The following is a 21,588-nucleotide window of genomic DNA, read 5'->3' as shown; positions in this document are numbered from 1 at the left end:
ACGCCGCCATGGTCGAGGAGGCGAACGCCGCCGCGGTGACGATGAAGCAGGAGGCGGGCAATCTGCAGAGCCTCGTCGCCCGGTTCCGTCTGAAAACCCAGACCGGCGGCGGGGTGCGTCCGCGCGAAACGACGCCTCTGGCCTTCGCGCCGGCACCGGCGGCGGACCTGACCCCGCGCCGCATCGCGAATGGCGGCGACTGGAAGGACTTTTAGGTCCCGACCCGCGTTTTCCGCGCGGCGATGCCCCAGGATCGCAGGGGCGAGCCGCGCGGAGAAAGCGAAGGCCCGGGCTTCCGGCAGCGACCTCCTCCCGCCACGCCCCGTTGACTTCCGCCCGAAATCCGGCGGATGATGGGACCGCGTGTGCGAGGGAGGTCGTTCACGTTTCTTCTGCCGGAAAGCCGACCGTGTCACGCAGGTCGGGCGCCGGTACGGGAGATTTTTCTTGGAAACGGTATTCTGGCTTGCCCTGGCAACCGCATTCACCATTGCCGGCGACGTTCTCATAAAGATTGCATCCGCCTCGCCCACGGGGCTCACATCCTGGGGATTTGCGCTGGGGGCCGTCTGCTACGGCAGCCCCGCCTTCGCCTGGTTCTATCTGATGCGCGACCACGCCCTGGCGCTGGTTGCCGTGCTTTATGCCTCGGCCACGCTGATCGCGCTGGCGCTTCTGGGCGTTCTGGTGTTCCGCGAAAGCTTTCTGCTTCGCGACGCGCTGGGGATCGCTCTGGCGCTTGCCGCGGTTCTGGTCATGCATCGCGGGGCTTGAAAGCGCCCGCACCGGGCCGCGGAACGGCCCGGGAAAACAGCGCGAAAACAGCCCGAGAGCAACCGGAAAGCACCGGGAAAGCACCGAGAAAGTACCGGGGCGGCCGATTCTGCAGCCGCCCCGGGCCGGCGCGCCCGGCGTTTCGTCAAGGCCCGGAACGCCTTGAGCGCACGGGCTTTTTGTTGGAAGATTCGGGCGGCGTAATTCGCTATGATTAAACGGATTAAGATTTGACTTCCAATTACAGGGGATAAGGGAATGCGTGTCAGGACGTTTTTTGTGACCACGGCGATGGCCAGCCTCGCCCTGACGATGCCGGCAGAGCGTGTCCGGGCCGACGATCTGGGCAAGGTGATTGTGGGCGGGGCGATCCTTTGTGCGGTCACCGGCTGCCTGAACGGCCGCAATCAGGGCCGCAGCAACCGCACCGCGGCCCGCCCGGCGGGCGACCCCACGGTCCGCACCGACCAGCAGGCGCTGAACTATTTCGGCTACGATGCCGGGGGCGCCGATGGCGTCACGGGCCGCCGGACCCGCGACGCGATCTCGCGCTATCAGGGCTATATGGGCTATCCGGTGACCGGCCAGCTCGACCCCTATCAGCGCCAGACCCTCGTCGGCGCCTATAACTGGGCGCAATCGGGCGGAAACGCGACCTATCCCGGCATCCAGGGACAGGAGCTTCTGCGCGCCTATTCGAGCTATGCCCGCGGCGGCAATTACTGCCAGGAGACCGGGCGCTGTGCGGGCGGCGGCTATGGCGGCCAGAACGCCTATGGCGGCGGACAGGGCTATGCCGGAGCCAACGGCTATCCGGGCGGCCCCGGCTATCCGGCGGCCAACGGCTATCCCTCCGAAACCGGCTATGGCGCCAATGGCGCGATGCCGTCGCAGGTGCCGGTGCCGTCCTATCCGCAGCAGGGCGCGCCGCAACCCTTCCTGCAGCCGCAAGGCCAGGCGCCCCAGCAGGTCGCGAACCAGGTGCTGACGACGGGGGGCGCGCTGCCCGGGTTCGAGCTGCCCGACAGCACCGCGTATCGTTCGGTCGCCGATCACTGCCAGACCGTGCAGATGGTGTCCTCGGCCAATGGCGGGGCGGTGACCGCCCCGGCCGGGGTGACGAACCCGACCCAGGCGCTGGACGAACAGTTCTGCAGTGCCAGCACCTATGCCGTCAGCACGACCGAAAGCATGCTGAGCGGCGCCGGGGTCAGCGACGATCAGCTGGCCCAGAACTGCCAGCAGGTCGTCGATTTCATGCGGCCCGAGACCGACGCGCTGAGCGGCCGGGAGGCGGCCGATCTGGCCGCAGCCGCCGAGCAGAAGATCCGGCAATCCGCGGGCGCCGATCCGCAGGGCCTGATCCAGACCGGCGAGGTCTGTCTCGGCTACGGCTACCGCACCGACGATTCCGATCTGGTGCTGGCCGCCTCGATGCTTCTGGTCGGCGCCGGTGCCCGGCCCTATGCCGAGCTTCTGGGTCACCATCTGCGCGACGGGTTCGGGGTCGGCGCCGATCCGGCCAGGGCGCGCGGATGGTATGACACGGCCTTCGCCGCGCTCGATAGCGGCGCCACGCCAGTCTTCCTGCCGAGCCAGAGCGCCCAGCGCGTGGCGATCATGCGGGCCGCCCTCGATGGCCGAGCGCCCGCCCCGGTGCTGACCGGTGCCTCGGCCGCGGGGGCCGCCGCCCCGGCCCCGGCCGCGCTGCCGAGCTTCAACATCGGCAACTGAGCCGGAGAAGCGGGCGGGGCGCCTCCGGAGCCCTGCCCGCCACAAGACCCGCCACGGGCATCAAGCCCAAGGGGCCGTCCTCGCCCGGGTCCCGGATCGGCGGGCGCCTGCCGGGACGGGGTCCAACCGCTGCCTCCGACGCCGATCAGCGGTCGACCCCGGCTGACGATACGCTATGTTCGGGCAAAACACCGTCCGGTCGCCGGATGTGAGTTGGAGGACATCGAGATGACACCCAGGGCTTTCCTGATCGCCGCCACCGCCACAGCCCTCAGCCTGCCGGCCCCCGCCCCCCTGCGGGCCGATACCGGCGATGTCGTCAAGCTGGGCATCGCCGCAGGCGCCTTCTTCTGCATGGCCAATCCGGGCCGCTGCGGGCTGGGCGGAAACCGCCAGACCCAACCCAGCGGCACCCCGCAGCGCACCGCCGCGCCTGCGCCCGCCCCCCGCGCGGTCGCCGATCCGACGGTGCGCACCGACCAGCAGGCGCTGAACTATTTCGGCTATGAGGCGGGCGGCGCCGACGGCGTGATGGGCCGCAACACCCGCCAGGCGATCTCGCGCTATCAGACCTACATGGGCTATCCGGCGACCGGCCAGCTCGACCTCTATCAGCGGCAGACTCTCGTCGGCGCCTATAACTGGGCGCAGGCGGGCCGCGGTGCAGCCTATCCGGGGATCTATGGTCAGGAGCTCTTGCGCGCCTATCAGACCGAGACGCGCGGCGGCGATTATTGCCGCGAGACCGGACGCTGCCCGGTGCAGGGGGCTTCCGCCGGTCAAACGACGCAGCCCCGCCTGCCCGAGATGCCGACGCCCAGCGCCTCGATGGCCAATGCCTGCGCCAGTAGCCAGATGGTCACCAATGCCAGCGGTCCGGTCCTGACCCCGGCCGGGATCACCGGCCCCGACCGCGCGCGCCAGGCGATGGACGAACAGTTCTGCAGCGCCAGCAGCTATGCTCTCAGCCGGTCCGAAAACCTGCTGGACGGCAGCGGCATGACCGATCAGACCCTGTCCGAGAACTGCCGCTGGGTCGTGGACCGGATGGCCGACCAGATCGGGCAGCTTGGCAGCCGCTCGGCGGTGGAACTGACCGAGGCCGCCGACCGGCGCGTCCGCGACATCGGCGCCGACATGCGCCAGATCACCGACGCGGCGACGGTCTGCCTGGGCTATGGCTATCGCACCGACGATGCCCGGGTCGCGCTGGCCTCGGCGCTGATGCTGGTGGGCACCGGCGCCCGGCCCTATGCCGAGCTGGTCGGCCACCATCTGCGCGGCGGCTACGGCACTGCGCGCAATCCCGACCAGGCGCAGGGCTGGTACGACATCGCCTTCGACGCGCTGGACCGCGGCGCCGACCCGGCCGTCCGGCCCAGCCAGAGCGGCGAGCGGGTGGCGGTGATGCGCGCGGCGCTGCGCACCGGGGGCCTTTCCGGTGGCGGCAATGCGACCTCGGCGACCGGGACCGGCATGCCGAATTTCAACCTCCAGCAGAACTGACCGGCGCCCGGACGCGACCGGCGCCCGCACGGGCCCCGGCCTTCGGGTCCGGGACCCGCGCGGCGGTTGACCCGCTGTTTCAAATGCCATTAACTCAAGGCATAATTTCGCATTGCGAATGCGTTTGATGACGGCGGATTGAGATGCTGCGTGCGGCGATTTTGGGAATGGCGGTGGGACTTCTGGCCATTGTCGGCGCAGCCGGATATGCGGCCCTCGCCGCCTGCCGGGTCGAGCTTGCGGTGCTGGACAGATGGCTTCCGCAAAGCTGTCCGTCCGACGCCGACATCGCGGCGGCCGCGCGGCTCGACGCGCTGCGCGACCGCAATCTGGCGCTCACGCGCGATATCCGCCGGACCGAGAACGAACTGGCCGCGCTGCAATGCGAGGCGGTGCCGCCCGCGCCCCCGCCCGCCCCTCTGCCCGAGCCCGAACCGGCCCCCGCGCCGGACAGCGCCGGGATCGACCCGGGCAGCTGGAGCCGCGGCGACATCCGCGTGCTGGATGGCTGCTGGGAGCTCGATTCCGATTTCCGCACCCGCGACATCCAGACCGGCCGGATCACCCATTACACCCAGTGGGAGATGTGCTTCGACCGCCAGGGCAATGGCCGCGAGACGATGACCGCCACCAATGGCACCACCTGCCAGGGCGCGGTCTCGGGCCAGTTCCTCGACCTGAGCGGCTTGGCGGGCGGCGACCAGCGTCTTGAGGTGCGCGAACCGGGCAATCTGCCCTGTTCCGACGGCGGCTACATCCATCAGCGCATCATCACCTGCGAGCTGGCGGGCGACGGCAGCGCCAGTTGCGTGAATTTCCAGCCCGAGACCGGCGGCCGCGGCGAGGTCCGCCTGCGCCGCAGAACCGAGGACCAGTGACCATGGCCGAGCATTTCCTGACCAAGTGCCAGATCGAGCTGAGCCAGTGCCTCGAGATCGGCGGCGGGCTGGCGCTGGAAAGCCATGGCGCGCTGACCCAGGCGCTGCGCGAGCGGGTCTCGCCCGAGGCGGCCGCGCTGTTTGCCGAGCCGCTGCTGAGCCGCGGCAACGATTCCGCCCCGGCCAGCGTCGCCTGGTACACCGATCATCCCGGCGAAGGCCGACCGCTTCGCGCGCTGGACGAAGCCGACCGGGTCCGGGTCGAGGCGGCGCTGAGCGAACGGCTGCGCGGCATCCGCGCCCATCTAAGCGATCCCGAGGACGGGCCGCTCTTTGGCGCGGCGCTGCATCTGGCAAACCATCCCGATGGCGATATCTGGGTGGTCGACGGCCAGCCGGTGATCCTGAACTGGGGCATGCTGCCCCTCGGCATGGCCCGCGACCCCGACACCCGGGGCGCCCATGTCGCGGCGACGCTGGGGCGGTTCCTGCCGCTGGCCGGGGCCCCGCCGCTGAGTGCCGCCGAGGCACTGGCCCGCCGGGGCGATGCCGCGCCCGCCGGGGCCGAGGCGGCGCCTCCGGTCTCTGGCGCCGGTCCCGCCGGGGCCGCCATCGCCCCCGCCCCGATCGCGCCCGAGCCCGTGCGGCGCGTCTGGCCCGGCCCCATCGCCTGGGTGCCGCTTCTGGTCCTGCTTCTGATCGCAGGCGGCGTGCTGGCCTGGCTGCTCATGCCCGGCACCCGGATCTTTCCGGCCCGCGCCCCCGACATGGCCCTCGACCGCGCCGCCGCAGCAACCGCCGTCGCCGAGATCAACGCCTCGCTCGAACAGCGGCTGGCGCGGCTGCAGGCGGCGCTGGAAGGCGCGCAATGCCGCCCCGACGGCACGCTGACGATGCCCGACGGTCGCACCATCGAGGGCCTGCTGCCGCCCGAGCCCGGCAACCCGGCCGATGCCCCCGGCAGCCGCGCCGCCGCCGATCCGCGCCCGATCCTGCCGCCCGATCCGTCCCGGGTGCAGGTGCCCTCGGACGGCGCCTCGGCGATGGACCTGACCTCGCTGCTGGAGCTGATCGAGGCGCGCACGGTGATGGTCGTGCGCTATCTGGCCGATGCCGATGCCCAGCCCGGCCAGCAGGTGCGGGCCGAGCGCGGCTCGGGATTCTTCGTCGGCCCCGACCTTGTGGTGACCAACAATCATGTCGTCGAGGGCGCGCCCGAGGACCGGATCTTCGTCACCAATCGCGGCCTCGGCCAGCAATATCCGGTGACGGTCATCAAGACCGCAGGACCCTTCGGCAGCACAGGGCGCGATTTCGCGCTTCTGCGGGTCCACGGGGTGAACGCGCCCTATTTCACCCTGCTCAAGCCCGACCATTCGCTCAAGCTGCAAAGCGTGATCGCGGCGGGCTATCCCGACGACCTGCTGGGCGACTGGCGGGGCGGCACCGACCCGGTGCCGGACCTCGCGGTCACCGACGGCACCGTCAATGCCGAACAGGTGCTGGCGCAGGGCACGCCCGCCGTCGTGCATTCGGCGCCGATCTCGCAGGGCAATTCCGGCGGGCCGCTGGTCGACATGTGCGGCCGGGTCGTGGGGGTCAACACCTTCGTCCGGCAAGGGGCGCTGCGCAATCTGAACTTCGCGCTGTCTTCGGACGATCTGCTGGCCTTCCTCGAATCCGCCGCGCTGACACCTGCAACCGTCACCCGGCCCTGCCAGCCGCAGTTACTGCGCCCGATGGTGCCCCCGGCCGCCTCCGACACACCGGAGGACGCAGGCGCGGCCGCCCCCTCGACCGGGGTGCCGAACTTCAACCTCCGTTCCTCTCCCAGCGAATAGGACGGCGGCGATGTTCGAGGCGCTCATCGTCACCACCTCGTCGGCCGGGCTGACCGCGCTGGGCAGCCGCGAACAGCGGTCCTACGAACTGATCGCCGATACGGTGCGCGACCGGCTCGGCCCCGATCACGCGGCCCTCTTTGCCGAGCCGGTGGCGACCGAACAGGGCGACCGCTACGACTGGTATGCGCCGGTCCCGGGTCGGGTGCGGCGGCTCGATGCGCTGGCGCCCGAAGAACGCGGGGCGCTGCTGCAAAGGCTCGAGGCACTGCGCGCCGATATCGGGGCGCTGGCCGACGAGATCGGCGCCGAGGGGAGCCCCGCGGCCGAACGGCTGTCCGAGGCGCTGCGGAATGCGCTGCAGGTGCCGGGAGAGGACTGCATCCATGCCATCGGAGACGGGCCCGCGCCACGGCCGGTTCTGGTCAACTGGGCCTGGACCGGCGACCGCCAGCGGTCCGAGCGCGGGCAGCTGACCGGCGCCGCCCGGACCCCGCCGCGCGCCCCGGCCGCTACGATTGCGGCCGACGCGTCGGCCACCGGCGCCGGGACCGGCACGGTGCCCGATGCCGCTGCGGTCGCGACGCGGGACGGCGGGATCGCGCTTTGGCCGCTGCTGCTCTGGCTTGGCTGGCTGATCCTTGCGCTGATGCTGGCCGCGATCGTGGCGCTTCTGGTCCCGGCCTGCGGATTGCGCGGGCTTGCGGGCGTCTCGTTCTGCCCCGCGCCGCCGCCCGAGGCCTCGGCCGCAGATGCCAGCACGCTGATCCTGCAGGACCAGATAGACCGGATCGAGCGAGAGATCGCCATCGCGGACCGGGCCTGCCAGCCGGCCCCGCCGCCGCCGCCTCCGCCGCCACCGGCCGCCGCCCCGGTCGAGGAAAGCCGCTACGACCGCGCGCTTGACGGCGCTGGCGCGACGCGGGGCGATCTGAACTTCTCGCTGTTCTGGACCGGCGCCTCGGATATCGACCTGGCCGTCACCTGCCCGACCGGCGGGCGGATCTGGTATCGCGCCAAGAACGTCTGCAATGGCCATCTGGATGTCGACAGCAATGCCGACCGGCTCAGCGCCGATCCGGTCGAGAACATCTATTTCAACGGCCCGGCCGCGGGCCAGTACCGGGCCACCGTCACGCTTTTCAAGGACCGCACGCGCGGCGCAGACAGCTTCAAGCTGCTGATCCGCGATGCCGACAGCGAGGCCCTGCAAAACGGCACCCTCAGCCGTCAGGGCGAAAGCTGGACCACCACCATCAACTATCCCGGATTGCCATGATCTCTGACCGCAAGGAACAGCTCCGGCCGCTCGTGAACTGGCACGAGGACATCACCGTCGTGCCCTTTTCCGGCATCCAGATGCTGGATTTCGGCTTTGCCATCGACAAGCTGACCGCGCGCCCCTGGCGGTTCATCGAGCGCACCGTCGACGACGCGCCCGACGAACGGATGCTGATCCCGCTGACCGGCAACGAAGAGCTCGACGCGCCGCTCGAAGCTGCCGCCAGGCCCGATGATGACGAATACTCGGTCCGCCCCGCCGCAGCGCTGGAACCCTTCCTGTCGAAATGGGTTCCGGTGCCGGTTCTCAGGATGAAATCCGAACGCGGCCCCGCGGGCGAGGAACGCTTCGATCCCGGCCCCTCGACCTGGGCGCGGATGCGGGTGGTGGAACTGGCCGCGCCCGATCCCGAAACGGGGCAAACCCACCGGGTGCAAATCGCGCTCGATACCGCGCTGACCGCGCAGGATCAGTCGGCGCACTACGTCGCGCCGCAGATCGCCGATGCCGAGAACCCGCGCGATTTCCGCTTCGTCTCGGACCCCGCCCAGATGGACTGGTTCCTGCGCCGGATCGAGGAGGGCGAGGACGGCCAGCCGCGCGACCCGCAGCTTTGGGTATCGGACTGGCTGAAAGAGCTGTTCCTGTCCTTCAAGCGGGCCGAACGGCCCGGGCGCAGCATTTCCGAAGACACCCTGCCGCATCAGTTCGAGCATTGGGCGCGCTATCTGGCCTGTCTGCAAGTCATCGACCAGGCAGTGAAGATCCCGAAGATCCGCTTCGTCAACACCGTCTCGGAACGCGACGCGGTGACGCCGGTCGATGTCGATCTGGTGCTGGATGTGGGCAATTCGCGCACCTGCGGTATCCTGATCGAACGCTTCCCGGGGGAATCCCGGGTCGATCTGGTGCGCTCCTTCCCGCTCGAGATCCGCGATCTGTCGCGGCCCGAGCTTTACTATTCGGGCCTGTTCGAAAGCCGGGTCGAATTCGCCGATCTGAAATTCGGCGACGACCGCTTCGCCAGCCGCTCGGGGCGCCGCAACGCCTTCATGTGGCCGGGCTTCGTGCGCGTCGGCCCCGAGGCGCTGAGGCTGATCCAGCGCGAGGAAGGCACCGAGACCATGTCGGGGCTGTCCTCGCCCAAGCGCTATCTCTGGGATGACGAGGCGCGCCAGCAGGACTGGCGTTTTCACAACCATGTCGACCCGAACAACCTGCCCAAATCGGTGCGCGCGGCAATGCGCCAGCTGAACGAGGCGGGCGACGTGATCGAACAGGTCCGCCATGAGGAAAAGCAACGCCTGCGCCGCCGCGGCCGCACGCCCTCGGACCGCGCGATCCGGCCGCGGTTTTCGCGCTCGTCGCTGTTCGGCTTCATGCTGGCCGAGATCTTCAGCCATGCGCTGGTGCAGATCAACGATCCGGCCTCGCGCGCGCGCCGGGCGCAGTCGGACCTGCCGCGTAGGCTCAACCGCATCATCCTGACCCTGCCCACCGCGACCTCGGTGCAGGAACAGGCGATCATGCGCAGCCGGGCCGAGGGCGCGCTGAAGATGGTCTGGGCGATGCTGGGCATGGACGAGGCGCTGGACCGCTACAAGACCAAGCCCGCCGTCACCGTCGAATGGGACGAGGCAAGCTGCACCCAGCTGGTCTATCTCTACAGCGAGATCACCCAGAAATTCGACGGCAATATCGAGGCCTTCCTGCGCCTGAAGGGCCGCGACCGCATCCGCCCCGGCGAGGCCGCGCCGAGCCCAAGCCTCAGGCTGGCCTGCATCGACATCGGCGGCGGCACCACCGATCTGATGATCTCGACCTACTGGTCCGAGGCCAACCGCGTGCTGCACCCGGTCCAGACCTTCCGCGAGGGCTTTCGGGTTGCAGGCGACGACATGCTGCAACGCGTGGTGTCTGGCATCGTGCTGCCGCGGCTTCAGACCTCGATCGAGGCGGCGGGCGGCCGCTATGTCGGCGAGAAGCTGCGTGAACTCTTCGCAGGCGATATCGGCGGGCAGGACCAGCAGGTCGTGCAGAAACGCCGCCAGTTCGCGCTGCGCGCGCTGATGCCGCTGGCGGTCGCGATCCTGACCCATAGCGAGACCGCCGCCGAATACGACCGCTTCGATCTTTCCGTGGCCGAGACGCTGGGCCTGCCCCGGCCCGCGCCAGAACCCGACGAGGATGGCGTCGTGCCGCCCCGGACCGGCCCGGCCGAGCCGCTGATCTCGAACGAGATCCTGGCCTATATCGAGCAGGCCGCGCGCGATGTGGGCGCCCCGGACTGGCGGTTTGCCGATGTGGTGCTGACCACCTCGCGCGAGGATGTCGACGCCATCGCCCGCGAGGCCTTCCAGAAGGTGCTGGGCAACATGGCCGAGGTCATCGACCATCTGGGCGTCGATGTGGTGCTGCTGACGGGGCGGCCCTCGCGGCTGCCGGCGGTGCGGTCCATCGTCGAGGAACTGCTGGTGGTGCCGCCCTATCGGCTGGTCTCGATGCATACCTACAAGACCGGGCGCTGGTATCCGTTCCGCGACCCGATCACCCAGCGCATCGGCGATCCGAAAAGCACGGTCGCGGTGGGCGGCATGCTGATCGCGCTGTCCGAAAGCCGGATCCCGAACTTCAAGGTGACGACCGGCGCCTTCCAGATGAAATCGACCGCCCGCTTCGTCGGCGAGATGGATTACAATGGCCAGATCCTCGACGAAAAGCTGATGTTCTCGGATCTCGATCTCGATACGAAGGGCGGCGCGCAGGACGCCACGGTCGCCATGTTCTCGCCCGTTCATATCGGCTCGCGGCAATTGCCCATCGAGCGCTGGACGACGACGCCGCTGTTCCGGCTCGACTTCGCCAATCCGAACGCCCAGCGGCGGCCGACGCCGATCCGGGTGACCTTCGAGAAGGCCGATTACGACGATGACGAGCGCGAGGATTCCGAGGCCAAGCTGCGACGCGAGGCGCTGCGAGAGGCGTTCGAGATCACGCAGGTCGAGGATGGCGACGGCGGCGGGATGAAGAATGGCGACGTCGTGCTGAAGCTGCACACGCTTGGCTTTGACGACGAATACTGGATCGACACCGGCGTGTTCCGGTACTGAGGGGGCAGGATGACGACGAAGGACCAGCTTGCCGAACGATGCGCCCGGGTCGAAGGCGCGGCCCGCCGGGCGCTCGACTGGGTGGCCGACCCCGAGAATGCCGAAACCGTGGGGCTCGACCGCAAGTCGCTGGTGCAGGCACTGCGCAAGGGCGCGCGTCGGGCGCAGAAGCTGGGGCGCGCGGCGCGGACCAAGATGTCGGTCAGCGTCTTCGGCCCCTCGCAGGCGGGGAAATCCTTCCTGGTCTCGGTGCTGGCGCGGCCAGAAGACGGCCGTCTGGTGGCCGATTTTCAGGCGCCGGGCGGCCAGCTTGACTATATCCGCGAGATCAATCCCGAGGGCGAAGGGGAATCGACCGGGCTTGTCACCCGCTTCACCATGACCAAGGCGCCCTGCCCCGAGGGCTTTCCGATCCGGCTGGTGCTGCTGTCCGAGGCCGATGTCGCGCGGACCATCGTCAATTCCTTCTACATGGATGGCGACCAGTCGGAACCCGTGCCCGAGCCCGAGGCGATCACCGCGCATCTGGCCGCCTTCCGCGCGAAAGCGGGCGGCGCCGAGGTGCCGGGGGTCAGCTACGAGGACGTGCTGGAGATCGCCGATTACGTCAATCGCAGCTTCGGGCGGGCGGCCTATGCGGCCGGGCTCAAGACCTTCTGGGAGGATGCCGCCCTGATCGCGCCGAAGCTCGGCGTCGCCGACCGCGCCGCCTTCTTCGCGATCCTCTGGGGCGGGCATGCGCCGCTCACCGATCTTTACATCCGGCTTGGCGAGGCGCTGCAGAAGATCCAGAACGCCGAAGAGGTGCATGCGCCGCTGTCGGCCCTGACCCCGCGCGAGACCTCGATCATCGACGTCAAGACCTTGCACGGGCTTTTCGGCGCGGGTGGCGACAGCCTGCCCTTGTGTCTGCCCTCGGGCGCCCGGGTCGAGCTGCCGCGCGCGCTCGTCTGCGCGCTGGCGGCCGAGCTGGTGATGCCGATGCAGACCCGGCCCTACGACCTGTTCGAGGAGACCGACCTGCTGGACTTCCCCGGCGCCCGCAACCGGTTCGAACAGCCGCTGTCGAAGACCCTGGCCGAGCCCGAGAAGACGGTCACCCAGCTCTTGCTGCGCGGCAAGGTCGCCTATCTCTTCGACCGCTATGTCGAAAACCAGGAAATCACCTCGATGCTGCTCTGCGTGCCGGACAGCAACATGGAAACGCTCGACCTGCCCGGCCTGGTCGAGAACTGGATCGCGATGACCCATGGCGCCAGCGCGAAACAGCGCGCGGCGAGCCGCTGCATCCTCTTTTTCGTGCTGACCAAGTTCGACAAGCATCTGGGCGAAAGCGCTGCGGCTGGCGGCGAGGAAACCCGGTTCGAACGGCGGATGCAGGCCTCGCTTCTGGAGAAATTCGGCCGCGGCAAGGACCCCTGGGTCGAAAGCTGGACCCCGGGGCGGCCCTTCGACAATTGCTACTGGCTGCGCAACCCCAACTTCTTCGTCGACGGGCTGATCGACTACGACGACGCCAAGCGCGAGATCCGCATCCGCCCCGAAAAGGAGGCGCGGCTGGCCGAACTGCGCGCGGGCTGCCTGGAGGCCGCCAGCGTCCAGCGCCATTTCGCCGATCCCGCCGCCGCCTGGGACGCGGCACTCGGGCTGAACGATGGCGGCGTGAGTTACCTGATCGGGCGGCTGGCCGAGGTCTGCACCCCCGACAGCAAGATCGGCCAGATCGGCGCCCAGCTCGACAAGCTGGCGGGCGATCTCGCCGCCGATCTGGCGCCCTTCCATGTCTCGGACGATATCGGCCGGCGCATCGAGGAAAAGCGCGAGGCAGCGGCGGCGATCATCGACGAGCTGGAAATCGCGCTGCAACGGCACCGCTTCGGCGCGGTGCTGGCCGCGCTGATGGTCGATCAGGATCAGGTGCAGGACCGCATCTCGCGGGTGCCCTCGTCGATCCGGATCTCGCAGGCGGTCTCGAGCGCAGCCATCGCCCGCCCCTCGGCCGAGACCGCGCCCGCGGCCGCACCCGCGCGCCCCGGCCGCCCGCTGCGCCCCGGACGGGCCGCGGGCGCCGATCTGGCGCTGGCCGAGGCGCCCGCCGCCGCCCCCAAGTCCGGCAACGGCAACGGCAATGGCAACGGCACCGACATCCGCACCATGACCGCCGAGACCTTCCAGGCCGAAAGCGCGGTCGAGGTCTGGATCGAGGGGCTGAAGCGGTTCCGCGAGGATGTCGAGACGGTCGGCCATTTCGGCCTGAGCCCCGCATCGGTCGCGACGCTCTCGGCCGAGCTGACCCATGCGCTGCGGCGGATCGGCGTGGTCGACCGGGCCCGCGCCCAGCTCAAGGCGATGGCCTTCGGACTGACCGTCGACAAGCAGGCCGAGCCCGCCGCCATCGTCTGTGCCGAGCATATCAACCGCTTCGTCTCGGTGCTGGGCACCGATGCCCTGCCCGAGGCCCAGCGCGCCCGGGTCGAGCTTCCGGAGGGCGGCAGCCGCCCGGTCTTCGCGCCCCGCCCCGGCGCCGACGACGCCGACGGCCTGCCGCCCGAGCCGCGCCCGACCGCCGAGGAAACCTGGACCGACTGGGTCTTCGCGCTTGACGCGATGTTCGTGGCCAATGCCAAGGACACTGATGCCGGGACCGTCAATATCGCGCAGAACCTCAGGCTGGGCGAGATCCTGGCCGATTTCGGCGCGGGAGGCGCATAGGCCATGGCGCTGACGGTCCGCCCCGATCCGCGCCGCCCCTCGGGCGGCTATGCCGAACTGTCGGCCGCGTCCGACGCGCTGCCCGAGACCGAGGCGACGGTGTCGGTTTTCGACGCCTTTTCGGAACGCTTCCTCGGGATTGACGGCTGGCAGTCGGACCGGGCCGAGTTCGGGCCCTATCCGGTGGTGCAGGAGGGCGGGCGCGCGACGCTGGTGATCGGTCCCGAGATCGTCAACCGGATCGAGGAATATGCCGCGCTGAAGATCAGCGTGAACCGGGTCGAGGCCGATGTCAGCTGGCCCGACGACGTGGTCCCGATGCCCGGCGCGGCGCGGCTCGGCGGGCTTGCCGTGGCGCGCGCCGCCCCGGCCCGGGGTCCCGGCGCGCTGACCGGCAGGACGCCGGGCGCCGAGGCGCCGAAGCCCCGGGCATCCGACGCGCCCGCGCCCGAGACCGCCGCCCCCGCGGGCCGCTCGCGCCTGCCGCTGATCGCCGGGCTGTCGGTGCTGGCGCTGCTGATCGCGGGCGGCGCGCTGGCCTGGTTCCTGATGCAGCCGCCCGCGCCGATCGTCACCGAAACCCGCAAGACCGAGCCTGCGCCCCCGCCGCCCCCCGACCCCTGTGCCGCCGGGGCTCTGGCGGGGCTTGCCGGTCTGCCCTTCGCGGAAGGCCGGGCGCTGATGAACCGCTGCGGCGCCCGTGTGACGCCGCAACAGGCGCTGGCGGCCCTTGAGGCCGGGGCCGATGCGGGCGACGCCGGGGCGCTGCTGCTTTTCGGAGAAATCTACGACGACGGCGCCAATGACGACCCGGTCGAGACCCAGATCGGGCTGAGCCTGACCCCGAGCATCTCGAAAGCCGCCGAGTATTACGCCCGGGCGCGCGCTGCGGGCAGCGCCGAGGCGGTGGAGCGGCTCGGCCGTCTCTGTCCCGAATTGCGCGCGGCCTCGGACACGCTGTCGCGAAGCGCCGCCGAGGAGTATTGCAGTCCATGAGCCCCCTCCGCCTTCGTCTGGCCCTTTCTGCGGTCGTCTTCTCGCTTGTCCTGGCCGAGACCGGTTCGGCGCTGGCGCGGCCGCTGCTGATCGAGGGCACCTCGACCGTCTACCAGCGCGTGCTGACCCGGCCGGGGGCGGCGCTTCACGAGGCGCCGGGCGGCGCGGTATCGAGCCGGTATCCGGCCTTCCAGCCGCTTTACGTCTTCGCGCGGCAGGACGGCTGGATCGAGGTCGGCCCCTCTTCGGCCGCCGAGCCCGCGGGCTGGGTCGAGGCCGAGACCGTGGTCGACTGGAAACAGAACATCGTCGCGGCCTTCACAAACCCCGCCGACCGCGCCCGGTCGCTGATGTTCCGGACCGAAGAGGGCCTGCGCGGCTTCATGGAAGACGAGGCGCTGGTCGACACCCAGGCCCGGCTGATCGAGAAGGCCGAAACCGGGATGCTGACCCCCGAGGATGGCGTCGTCTCGATCGAGCCCGAGAATTTCGTCAATATCCGCGACCGCTTCTACATCCTGCCGATCCTCGATTTCGTCGAGGACCTGCATCCGATGACCTATGACCCGAACCTGTTGCTGAAGGTGGCCTCGGTGCCGCTTCGGGACGAGCTGCCCGCTGCCGCGGCGGCCGAGGCCTCGTCCTCGGCCGGGAGCTTCGATGCGGGTGTCGTCTTCGTCTTCGACACCACCAAGTCGATGCAGCCCTATATCGAGCTGACCCGCAAGGCGCTGGCCAGGATCATCTTCGACATCAACGGCACCGATATCGGCGAGCGGATCAATTTCGGGATCGAGGCGTTCCGCGACAACCCGGAGGCCGCGCCGGGGCTCGACTACCGCACGCGCCAGGTGATCCCGCTCGCGCGCCGCATCAACCAGTTGCCGGTGCTGGAGGCGATCGACAATACCCGCGCCGCAACGGTATCCTCGCCGGGCTTCAACGAGGACAGTCTGGCGGGCGTCGAGGACGCGATCCGCCAGACCGACTGGGACCAGACGGCCTCGGGCGACCCGTTCGATGCGCGCTACATCATCCTCGTGACCGATGCCGGGCCCAAGGACCCGCGCGACCCCAATGCCCGGTCGGAAATCGGCCCGGTCGAGATCCAGCGCGATGCCGAGGACCGCAACATCGTCATCATGACGCTGCACCTCAAGACCGATGCCGGGGCCGCCAATCACGACTATGCCGCCGACCGCTACCGGCAGCTGTCGCGTTTCGCCGGGCGGCAGTTCTACTACCCCATCGAGGGCGGCTCGGAACAGGCCTTCGAGGACACCGTGACGTTGCTGGTCACGGCGCTGACCGATCATGTGCGGATGGCGCTGGGGCAGGCCCGGGTGCAGGCCCCCGAGGACCGCGACGACGATCTGGAGTTCCTGGGCCATGCGCTGCAACTGGCCTGGCTGGGCACGCGCGAGGGCACCCGCGCGCCCGATGTCTTCGAAAGCTGGGTGACCGAACGGGCGGCCGAAAAGCCGCATGCGCTGGCCATCGAGCCGCGGCTTCTGGTCACCAAGAACGAGATGGCGACCATGGCGGAGCTGCTCGACAACCTGACCCGGATCGCCGAGACGACGCGGGGCGAGGACGAGGCGCGGGATTTCTTCCGGCAGGTGCGCGGCGTCATCGCGCAGATGGCGCAGAACCCCGACCGACTGGTCGCGACCGATGCCGACAGCCTGGGCGGCGCGCTTGAATATCTCGAACGGCTGCCCTATCGTAGCCAGCTTCTGCAAACCGACGAAACCCGCTGGATGTCGGGCCCGATGGTGCGGCGCGAGATCATCGACGGCATGCGCCAGAAACTGACCCAGTATCGCAAATGGCTGTACGACCCGTCCGTCTGGACCGCGCTTTACGAGGGCGCGCCCGATGGCGAGCAGGTCTTCGCCATGCCCTTCGACATCCTGCCCTGAGCCGATGGCGGACGCGCTTGTCCTCCGCGATCTCGGGGTCTCGCTTGCCGATGGCGACCGGGGCTTCGCGCTGAGGGTGCCGGAGCTTTCCATTGCCGCGGGCGAGACCGTCGGCCTGACGGGACCCAGCGGCACCGGCAAGACATTGCTGCTGGAGCTTCTGGGCCTGTTGCGCGCGCCCGATCCGGGCGGGGTCTACCGGCTCTGCCCGCGCGACGCGCCGGAGCGCGATCTGACGGCACTCTGGACCCGGCGGGGCCGGATCGCGCGTCTGCGCGGGCAGCTTTTCGGTTTCGTGCCGCAAACGGGCGGGCTTTTGCCCTTCCTGACGCTTTCCGAGAATGTCGCGCTGCCCCAGCGGATCTGCGGCCGCCCCGACCCCGGCCTTGTCAGCGACCTGATCGACCGGCTCGGGCTTGGCCCGGTCGCGGGGCTGCGTCCCGAACGGCTGTCCATCGGCCAGCGCCAGCGCGCGGCCATCGCCCGGGCGCTGGCGCATCGGCCGCGCTTTGTGATCGCGGACGAACCGACCGCGGCGCTCGATCCGGAAAACGCCGCCGAGGCGATGACGCTTCTCTTCGAGGCCGCCGGACGTACCGGCAGCGCAGTGATCGTCTCGTCGCACGATCTCGACCTGCTTGGCCGCTTTGCGCTGACCCGCTACCGGCTGGCGCTTGACCCCGATCACGCGCCGGGGCGCCCAGTCAGCCGCCTGATCGCCGCAGAAGACGGGCGGGAGGCGGCATGAGACTGCTGGTCACGCTCGCGCTTCGGGCGCTCTTCCGCGACTGGATCTTTGTCTTTTGCAATGTCGCGGTGCTGGCGGGGGTGATCGTGCCGCTGCTGGTGCTTTTCGGTGTGCGGAACGGGGTCTATGACGCGCTGATCGGCGATCTGATGGCGAACCCCGCGAACTTGCAGATCGACACCGCGGGCAATCAGAGCTTCACCTCCGCCGATCTGGCCGAGGTGCAGGGCTGGGAGGATGTGCGCTTCGCTACGCTCAAGACCCGCAGCCTTTTCGACTATGTGAATATCCGCGCGACGGGCGGGCGTGGTCGCCAGGAGGCACTGATCGCACCCTCCGGCACAGGCGATCCGATGATCGCGCCGCTGCCGGGGCTGGGACCCGACGAGGTCGCGGTCTCGCCCGCGCTGGCCACGCAACTCGGGCTGTCTGCGGGCGTTGGGGTCGAGATCTTCACCCAGGCCGAAAACCGGCCGCGTCAGCTGGTGCTGAACGCGCGGGTTGCGGGTGTGCTGCCCCCCGGGCGGATCGACGGGCGGGTGGTGATGGCCGATATCGCCCTGCTCGATCTGATCGAGGCCTTCTATGACGGCTATGCCCTGCCCGACCATGGCATCGACAGCGGCAAGCCGCTGGCCGGGCGCGCCGGAAGCTTCGAGGGGATGCGGGTCTATGCCGCCGCGCTCGACCGGCTGGCGCCCCTGCAGGACCGGCTGGAAACCCGCTTTGGCGTTCGGACGCTGGCGCGCACCGCCGAAGTGACCTCGGTACTGACGCTCGGGCGCAATCTGGGCCTGGCGCTGGCGCTGACCGTGGCCGTGGCGGCGGCAGGGCTTGCGGCCTCGCTGGTCTTCGGCTTCTGGGGCGAGGTCGTGCGCACGCGCCGGACGCTGGCCAATCTCGGGCTTCTCGGCCTGCCGCAATGGCAGCTGTCGCTGTTCCCGGTGATCCAGGCTCTGGTGACGGCGGTGATCGGGCTTTTGGTTTCCTTTCTGCTGTTCCGCCTGACCGCCGCGCTGGCCGAGCGGCTGTTCGAGACCGGGCTGACCGAGCGCGGCGGGCTGGTCTCGGTGTCGCCCGCCGAAGCCTTGGCCATCGCGGCGGCCGTGATCGCCTTCGTGGGCTGCGCCTCTCTGGCGGCGGCGCGGGCGGCGCTGGCGACCGATCCCGCCACCGTCCTGAGGGAAGAGACATGAGGTTCGCGGCCCTGTGCCTGTCGCTTCTTCTGGCCACGCCGGCCGCTGCCGGGGTCACCTGGGACAAGGCGCAGTACGACCCCGCGGCCGGGACTGCGCCCGCCGATCTGATCCTGCCGATGCCCTGCGGCGGGGCGATGGCCTTCCAGCGGGTCGTGGTCCCGGTCGAGGCCGACGACCCGCTGGCCGACCGCCGCATCCGGGTCGGCCAGTCCGATCCCGAAACGGGCTATTCCGACTATCTGCGCACCGCCTATCTGCGCGGCGCCTTCCCCGGCCCCGCCCCCGGCGACAGCGTCTATTACATCGCCCGCTACGAGATGACCCGCGCCCAGGGCCGCGCGCTGACGGGCGATTGCAGCCCGCCCAAACGGATCGACCGCACCGCGCTGGGGGGCCTCTCGTGGTTCCGCGCGGTCGAGCTGTCGCAGCTCTATTCCGAATGGCTCCTGACCGAGGCCCGCGACGCGCTGCCGCCCGAAACCGACGGCCGGGCCTATCTGCGACTGCCGACCGAGACCGAATGGGAATTCGCGGCCCGCGGCGGGGCAGCCGTCGACCCCACCGTCTTTCCCTCGCGCCGCTTCTTCGGCGAGGGCGATCTTCTCGATTATGCCAAGGTGGTGGGCTCGGCGCGCGGCGCGCTGCTGCCCGTCGGACTGACGAGGCCGAACCCGCTGGGGCTTTACGACGTCTACGGCAATGCCGAGGAACTGATGCTGGAGCCCTATCGGCTGAACGCGGTCGGGCGCGAGCATGGCCAGGCGGGCGGGCTGGTCACGCGCGGCGGCTCGGTCCTGTCGGCACCCGCGCAGGTCTATTCGGCCGAGCGCACCGAATACCCGCTTTACAGTGCCTCGGACGGCAGCGCGACGGCAGGCGAGACCTTCGGTCTGCGGCTGGTGCTCAGCCGCAGCGTCGCCTGGTCCGACCCGGTCCTGCGCGAGATCAAGGCGGGCTGGATCGCGCGAACCGAAGACGCGGGCCGCGGCGGGGCCGACCAGACCCCGCTGGGCACGCTGACCGAAATGATCGACGAGGAAATCGACCCCCGCCGGAAGGCCGCGTTGCAGGAATTGCAACTCGAGGTGCGCCGCTCGGCCGAAGAGGCGACCGCCGCTTTCGGCGAGGCCGCCAAGTCGAACCTTCTGAACGGCGCGGTCCTGGTCGGCGCGATGCTTGCAGGGCGCCTGGAAGAGGCGCGGATGAGCAGCGAGCTGATCGGCATCGCCGACCAGACCCGGCTTTGCACCCGGCCCGAACAATGCGCGGCGCTGCGGGGCGCGGGCGGCCAGCTGATGACCAAGCTCGCCACCTTGCGCGAGGTGCAGAAAACCTACCTGCTGTCGCTGCGCTCGGCCGTCGAATCCCTGACCGAAGGCGCCGATCCGCAATTGACGGACGATGCGCTGCGGCTTTTGCAGGGCGAGCTTTCGGCCTCGTCGCAACGCCAGATCCTCGACAACCTGACCCGATTCTCGGCCGTGCTCGACGCCTACCGCGATCACCCCGACATGTCCGAGGACGAATTGCACGCGCTGGTGCTATCTCGCTGAACGCAACCGGTGCGGCGGGTCCGGTGCGACGGCGGGTCGCGCCCAAAGGCCGGTTCCCGCCGCATGTATGGGCGTCGGAGGCCTTCCCCTGAACTGAATGTTAAGACCCCGAACGGTATCGCATTTCGGAATTGCTCAAGAAACCGAGTGTCCGATGCGCGCCGTTTCCCTCCTGCTGCTCGTGCTTGTCCTTGCCTGCCCGCCGGGCCCCGGCCGGGCGGCCGGCGGCTTTGACCGCGACTCTGTCCGGTTCGCCCAACTGGCCACGACCGAGGGCCCGTCGGGCGATCTGGGCGCCGCTATCCGCGACGGCCTGCTGGCCGCCTTCGACGAGGTCAACCGCGCGGGCGGGGTCCGCGGCCGCAAGCTTTTGCTCGACACCTTCGACGACCGGTACGAACCGGGCCGGTCCATCATCCATGCCCGCGACGTGGCCGAGGGCGACGCACATGCGGCCTTCGTCGGACAGGTGGGCACCGCGACGCTGAAGGCGGTGCTGCCGGTCGCGAACCGTTCCGGCATGCCGATGATCGCGCCGGTCACCGGGGCCGATTTCGCCCGCGCCGACACCGCCGGGCGGGTGCTGACCCTGCGCCCGAGCCACGATCAGGAAACCGAGGCCGCCGTCGCCGAACTGGTCGACCGGATGGGTCTGAAGCGGATCGCGGTCTTCTATCAGGACGACTATTACGGCGTCGCCGGGCGCGACGCGGTGGCCCGTGCGCTGGCCCGGCGCGATCTGGGGATCTTGGCCGAGGGCCGCTATACGCGCAACACCGTGGCGGTGAAGGTCGCCGCGCTGATGCTGGCCGATGCGACGCCCGACGCGGTGATCCTGGTCGCCAGCGCGGTTCCCGCCGCGCGGCTGATGAAGGTTGCGGGCGATCTCGGTCTCTCGACCCGCTATCTGGCGCTTTCGACGGTCGATCCGGTGACGCTTGCGGCCGAGGCCGGGGCGGCGGCCAAGGACACGCTTTTCAGCGAGGTCGTGCCCGCCCCCTTCGACGAGGATCTGCCGGTGGCCGCAGACTATCGCGCGGCGCTGGCGGCTGTCCTTCCCGAAGCGAAACCCGGTTTCGCCTCGTTCGAAGGCTATCTTTCCGGCCGCCTGGCCATCGAGGCCCTGCGCGAGGCCGGGGCCGACCCCACGCGCGACAGGCTTGCCGAGGCGCTCGACCGGCTCGGAGACATCGATCTCGGAGGTCTCGTGCTGCGCTTCGGCCCCGGCGACCGGCAGGGCCTCGATGCGGTCGGGATCTACCGCCTGACCGGGGACGGCACCCTCGCCCCCGCCGGGACCGCTCCCTCGGGGACGTGACATGCCCCGCGGGGC

The 21,588-nt window shown here is 69.9% G+C and carries 15 protein-coding genes; all 15 read left to right on the top strand.

Annotated elements, in window-relative coordinates:
* The coding region (locus tag BYZ73_RS17660; protein WP_425451096.1) for a hypothetical protein at nt 1-215 on the top strand (215 nt) is incomplete at its 5' end.
* Between the two features lie 232 nt (nt 216-447).
* Entirely contained in the window at nt 448-774 is a 327-nt protein-coding gene (locus BYZ73_RS17655) for a hypothetical protein (protein WP_108028467.1), read from the top strand.
* A gap of 279 nt (nt 775-1,053) precedes the next feature.
* On the top strand, nt 1,054-2,508 hold the full coding sequence (locus BYZ73_RS17650; protein WP_245943213.1) for a peptidoglycan-binding domain-containing protein: 1,455 nt from the start codon (nt 1,054-1,056) through the stop codon (nt 2,506-2,508).
* Between the two features lie 228 nt (nt 2,509-2,736).
* Nucleotides 2,737-4,014 carry a peptidoglycan-binding domain-containing protein gene (locus tag BYZ73_RS17645; RefSeq protein WP_245943212.1) on the top strand — a complete coding sequence of 426 codons (1,278 nt, stop codon included), beginning with the start codon at nt 2,737-2,739 and terminating at the stop codon, nt 4,012-4,014.
* A gap of 167 nt (nt 4,015-4,181) precedes the next feature.
* Nucleotides 4,182-4,892, top strand: coding sequence for a hypothetical protein (locus BYZ73_RS17640; protein WP_245943211.1), 711 nt, complete (start codon nt 4,182-4,184; stop codon nt 4,890-4,892).
* A gap of 2 nt (nt 4,893-4,894) precedes the next feature.
* Nucleotides 4,895-6,733 carry a trypsin-like peptidase domain-containing protein gene (locus tag BYZ73_RS17635; protein WP_112317014.1) on the top strand — a complete coding sequence of 613 codons (1,839 nt, stop codon included), beginning with the start codon at nt 4,895-4,897 and terminating at the stop codon, nt 6,731-6,733.
* A gap of 10 nt (nt 6,734-6,743) precedes the next feature.
* Nucleotides 6,744-8,012: a hypothetical protein gene (locus BYZ73_RS17630; protein ID WP_112317012.1), complete on the top strand. Its 1,269-nt coding sequence runs from the start codon at nt 6,744-6,746 to the stop codon at nt 8,010-8,012.
* Nucleotides 8,009-11,125, top strand: a complete 3,117-nt coding sequence (locus BYZ73_RS17625) for a virulence factor SrfB (protein WP_112317010.1) — start codon at nt 8,009-8,011, stop codon at nt 11,123-11,125. Before BYZ73_RS17630 ends, BYZ73_RS17625 begins: the two co-directional genes overlap by 4 nt.
* A gap of 9 nt (nt 11,126-11,134) precedes the next feature.
* Nucleotides 11,135-13,837: a virulence factor SrfC family protein gene (locus BYZ73_RS17620; protein WP_112317008.1), complete on the top strand. Its 2,703-nt coding sequence runs from the start codon at nt 11,135-11,137 to the stop codon at nt 13,835-13,837.
* 3 nt (nt 13,838-13,840) lie between these two features.
* Entirely contained in the window at nt 13,841-14,833 is a 993-nt protein-coding gene (locus BYZ73_RS17615) for a hypothetical protein (protein ID WP_112317007.1), read from the top strand.
* Entirely contained in the window at nt 14,830-16,755 is a 1,926-nt protein-coding gene (locus BYZ73_RS17610) for a vWA domain-containing protein (RefSeq protein ID WP_112317005.1), read from the top strand. The genes BYZ73_RS17615 and BYZ73_RS17610 overlap by 4 nt, the downstream gene beginning before the upstream one ends.
* A 4-nt stretch (nt 16,756-16,759) precedes the next feature.
* Nucleotides 16,760-17,503: an ABC transporter ATP-binding protein gene (locus BYZ73_RS17605; protein ID WP_112317003.1), complete on the top strand. Its 744-nt coding sequence runs from the start codon at nt 16,760-16,762 to the stop codon at nt 17,501-17,503.
* Nucleotides 17,500-18,699 (top strand): ABC transporter permease, encoded by a 1,200-nt coding sequence (locus BYZ73_RS17600; protein WP_112317002.1) that lies wholly within the window; start codon nt 17,500-17,502, stop codon nt 18,697-18,699. The genes BYZ73_RS17605 and BYZ73_RS17600 overlap by 4 nt, the downstream gene beginning before the upstream one ends.
* Nucleotides 18,696-20,255, top strand: coding sequence for a formylglycine-generating enzyme family protein (locus BYZ73_RS17595; protein WP_112317000.1), 1,560 nt, complete (start codon nt 18,696-18,698; stop codon nt 20,253-20,255). Before BYZ73_RS17600 ends, BYZ73_RS17595 begins: the two co-directional genes overlap by 4 nt.
* Nucleotides 20,256-20,409: 154 nt before the next feature.
* Entirely contained in the window at nt 20,410-21,573 is a 1,164-nt protein-coding gene (locus tag BYZ73_RS17590) for an ABC transporter substrate-binding protein (protein ID WP_181498098.1), read from the top strand.
* The last annotated feature ends 15 nt before the right edge of the window (nt 21,574-21,588 follow it).

The organism is Rhodovulum viride, assembly GCF_003265965.1.
Classification (GTDB): domain Bacteria; phylum Pseudomonadota; class Alphaproteobacteria; order Rhodobacterales; family Rhodobacteraceae; genus Rhodovulum; species Rhodovulum kholense.
Note: the sequence above shows the minus strand (reverse complement) of the source record. Positions and strands in the feature narration are given on the sequence as shown.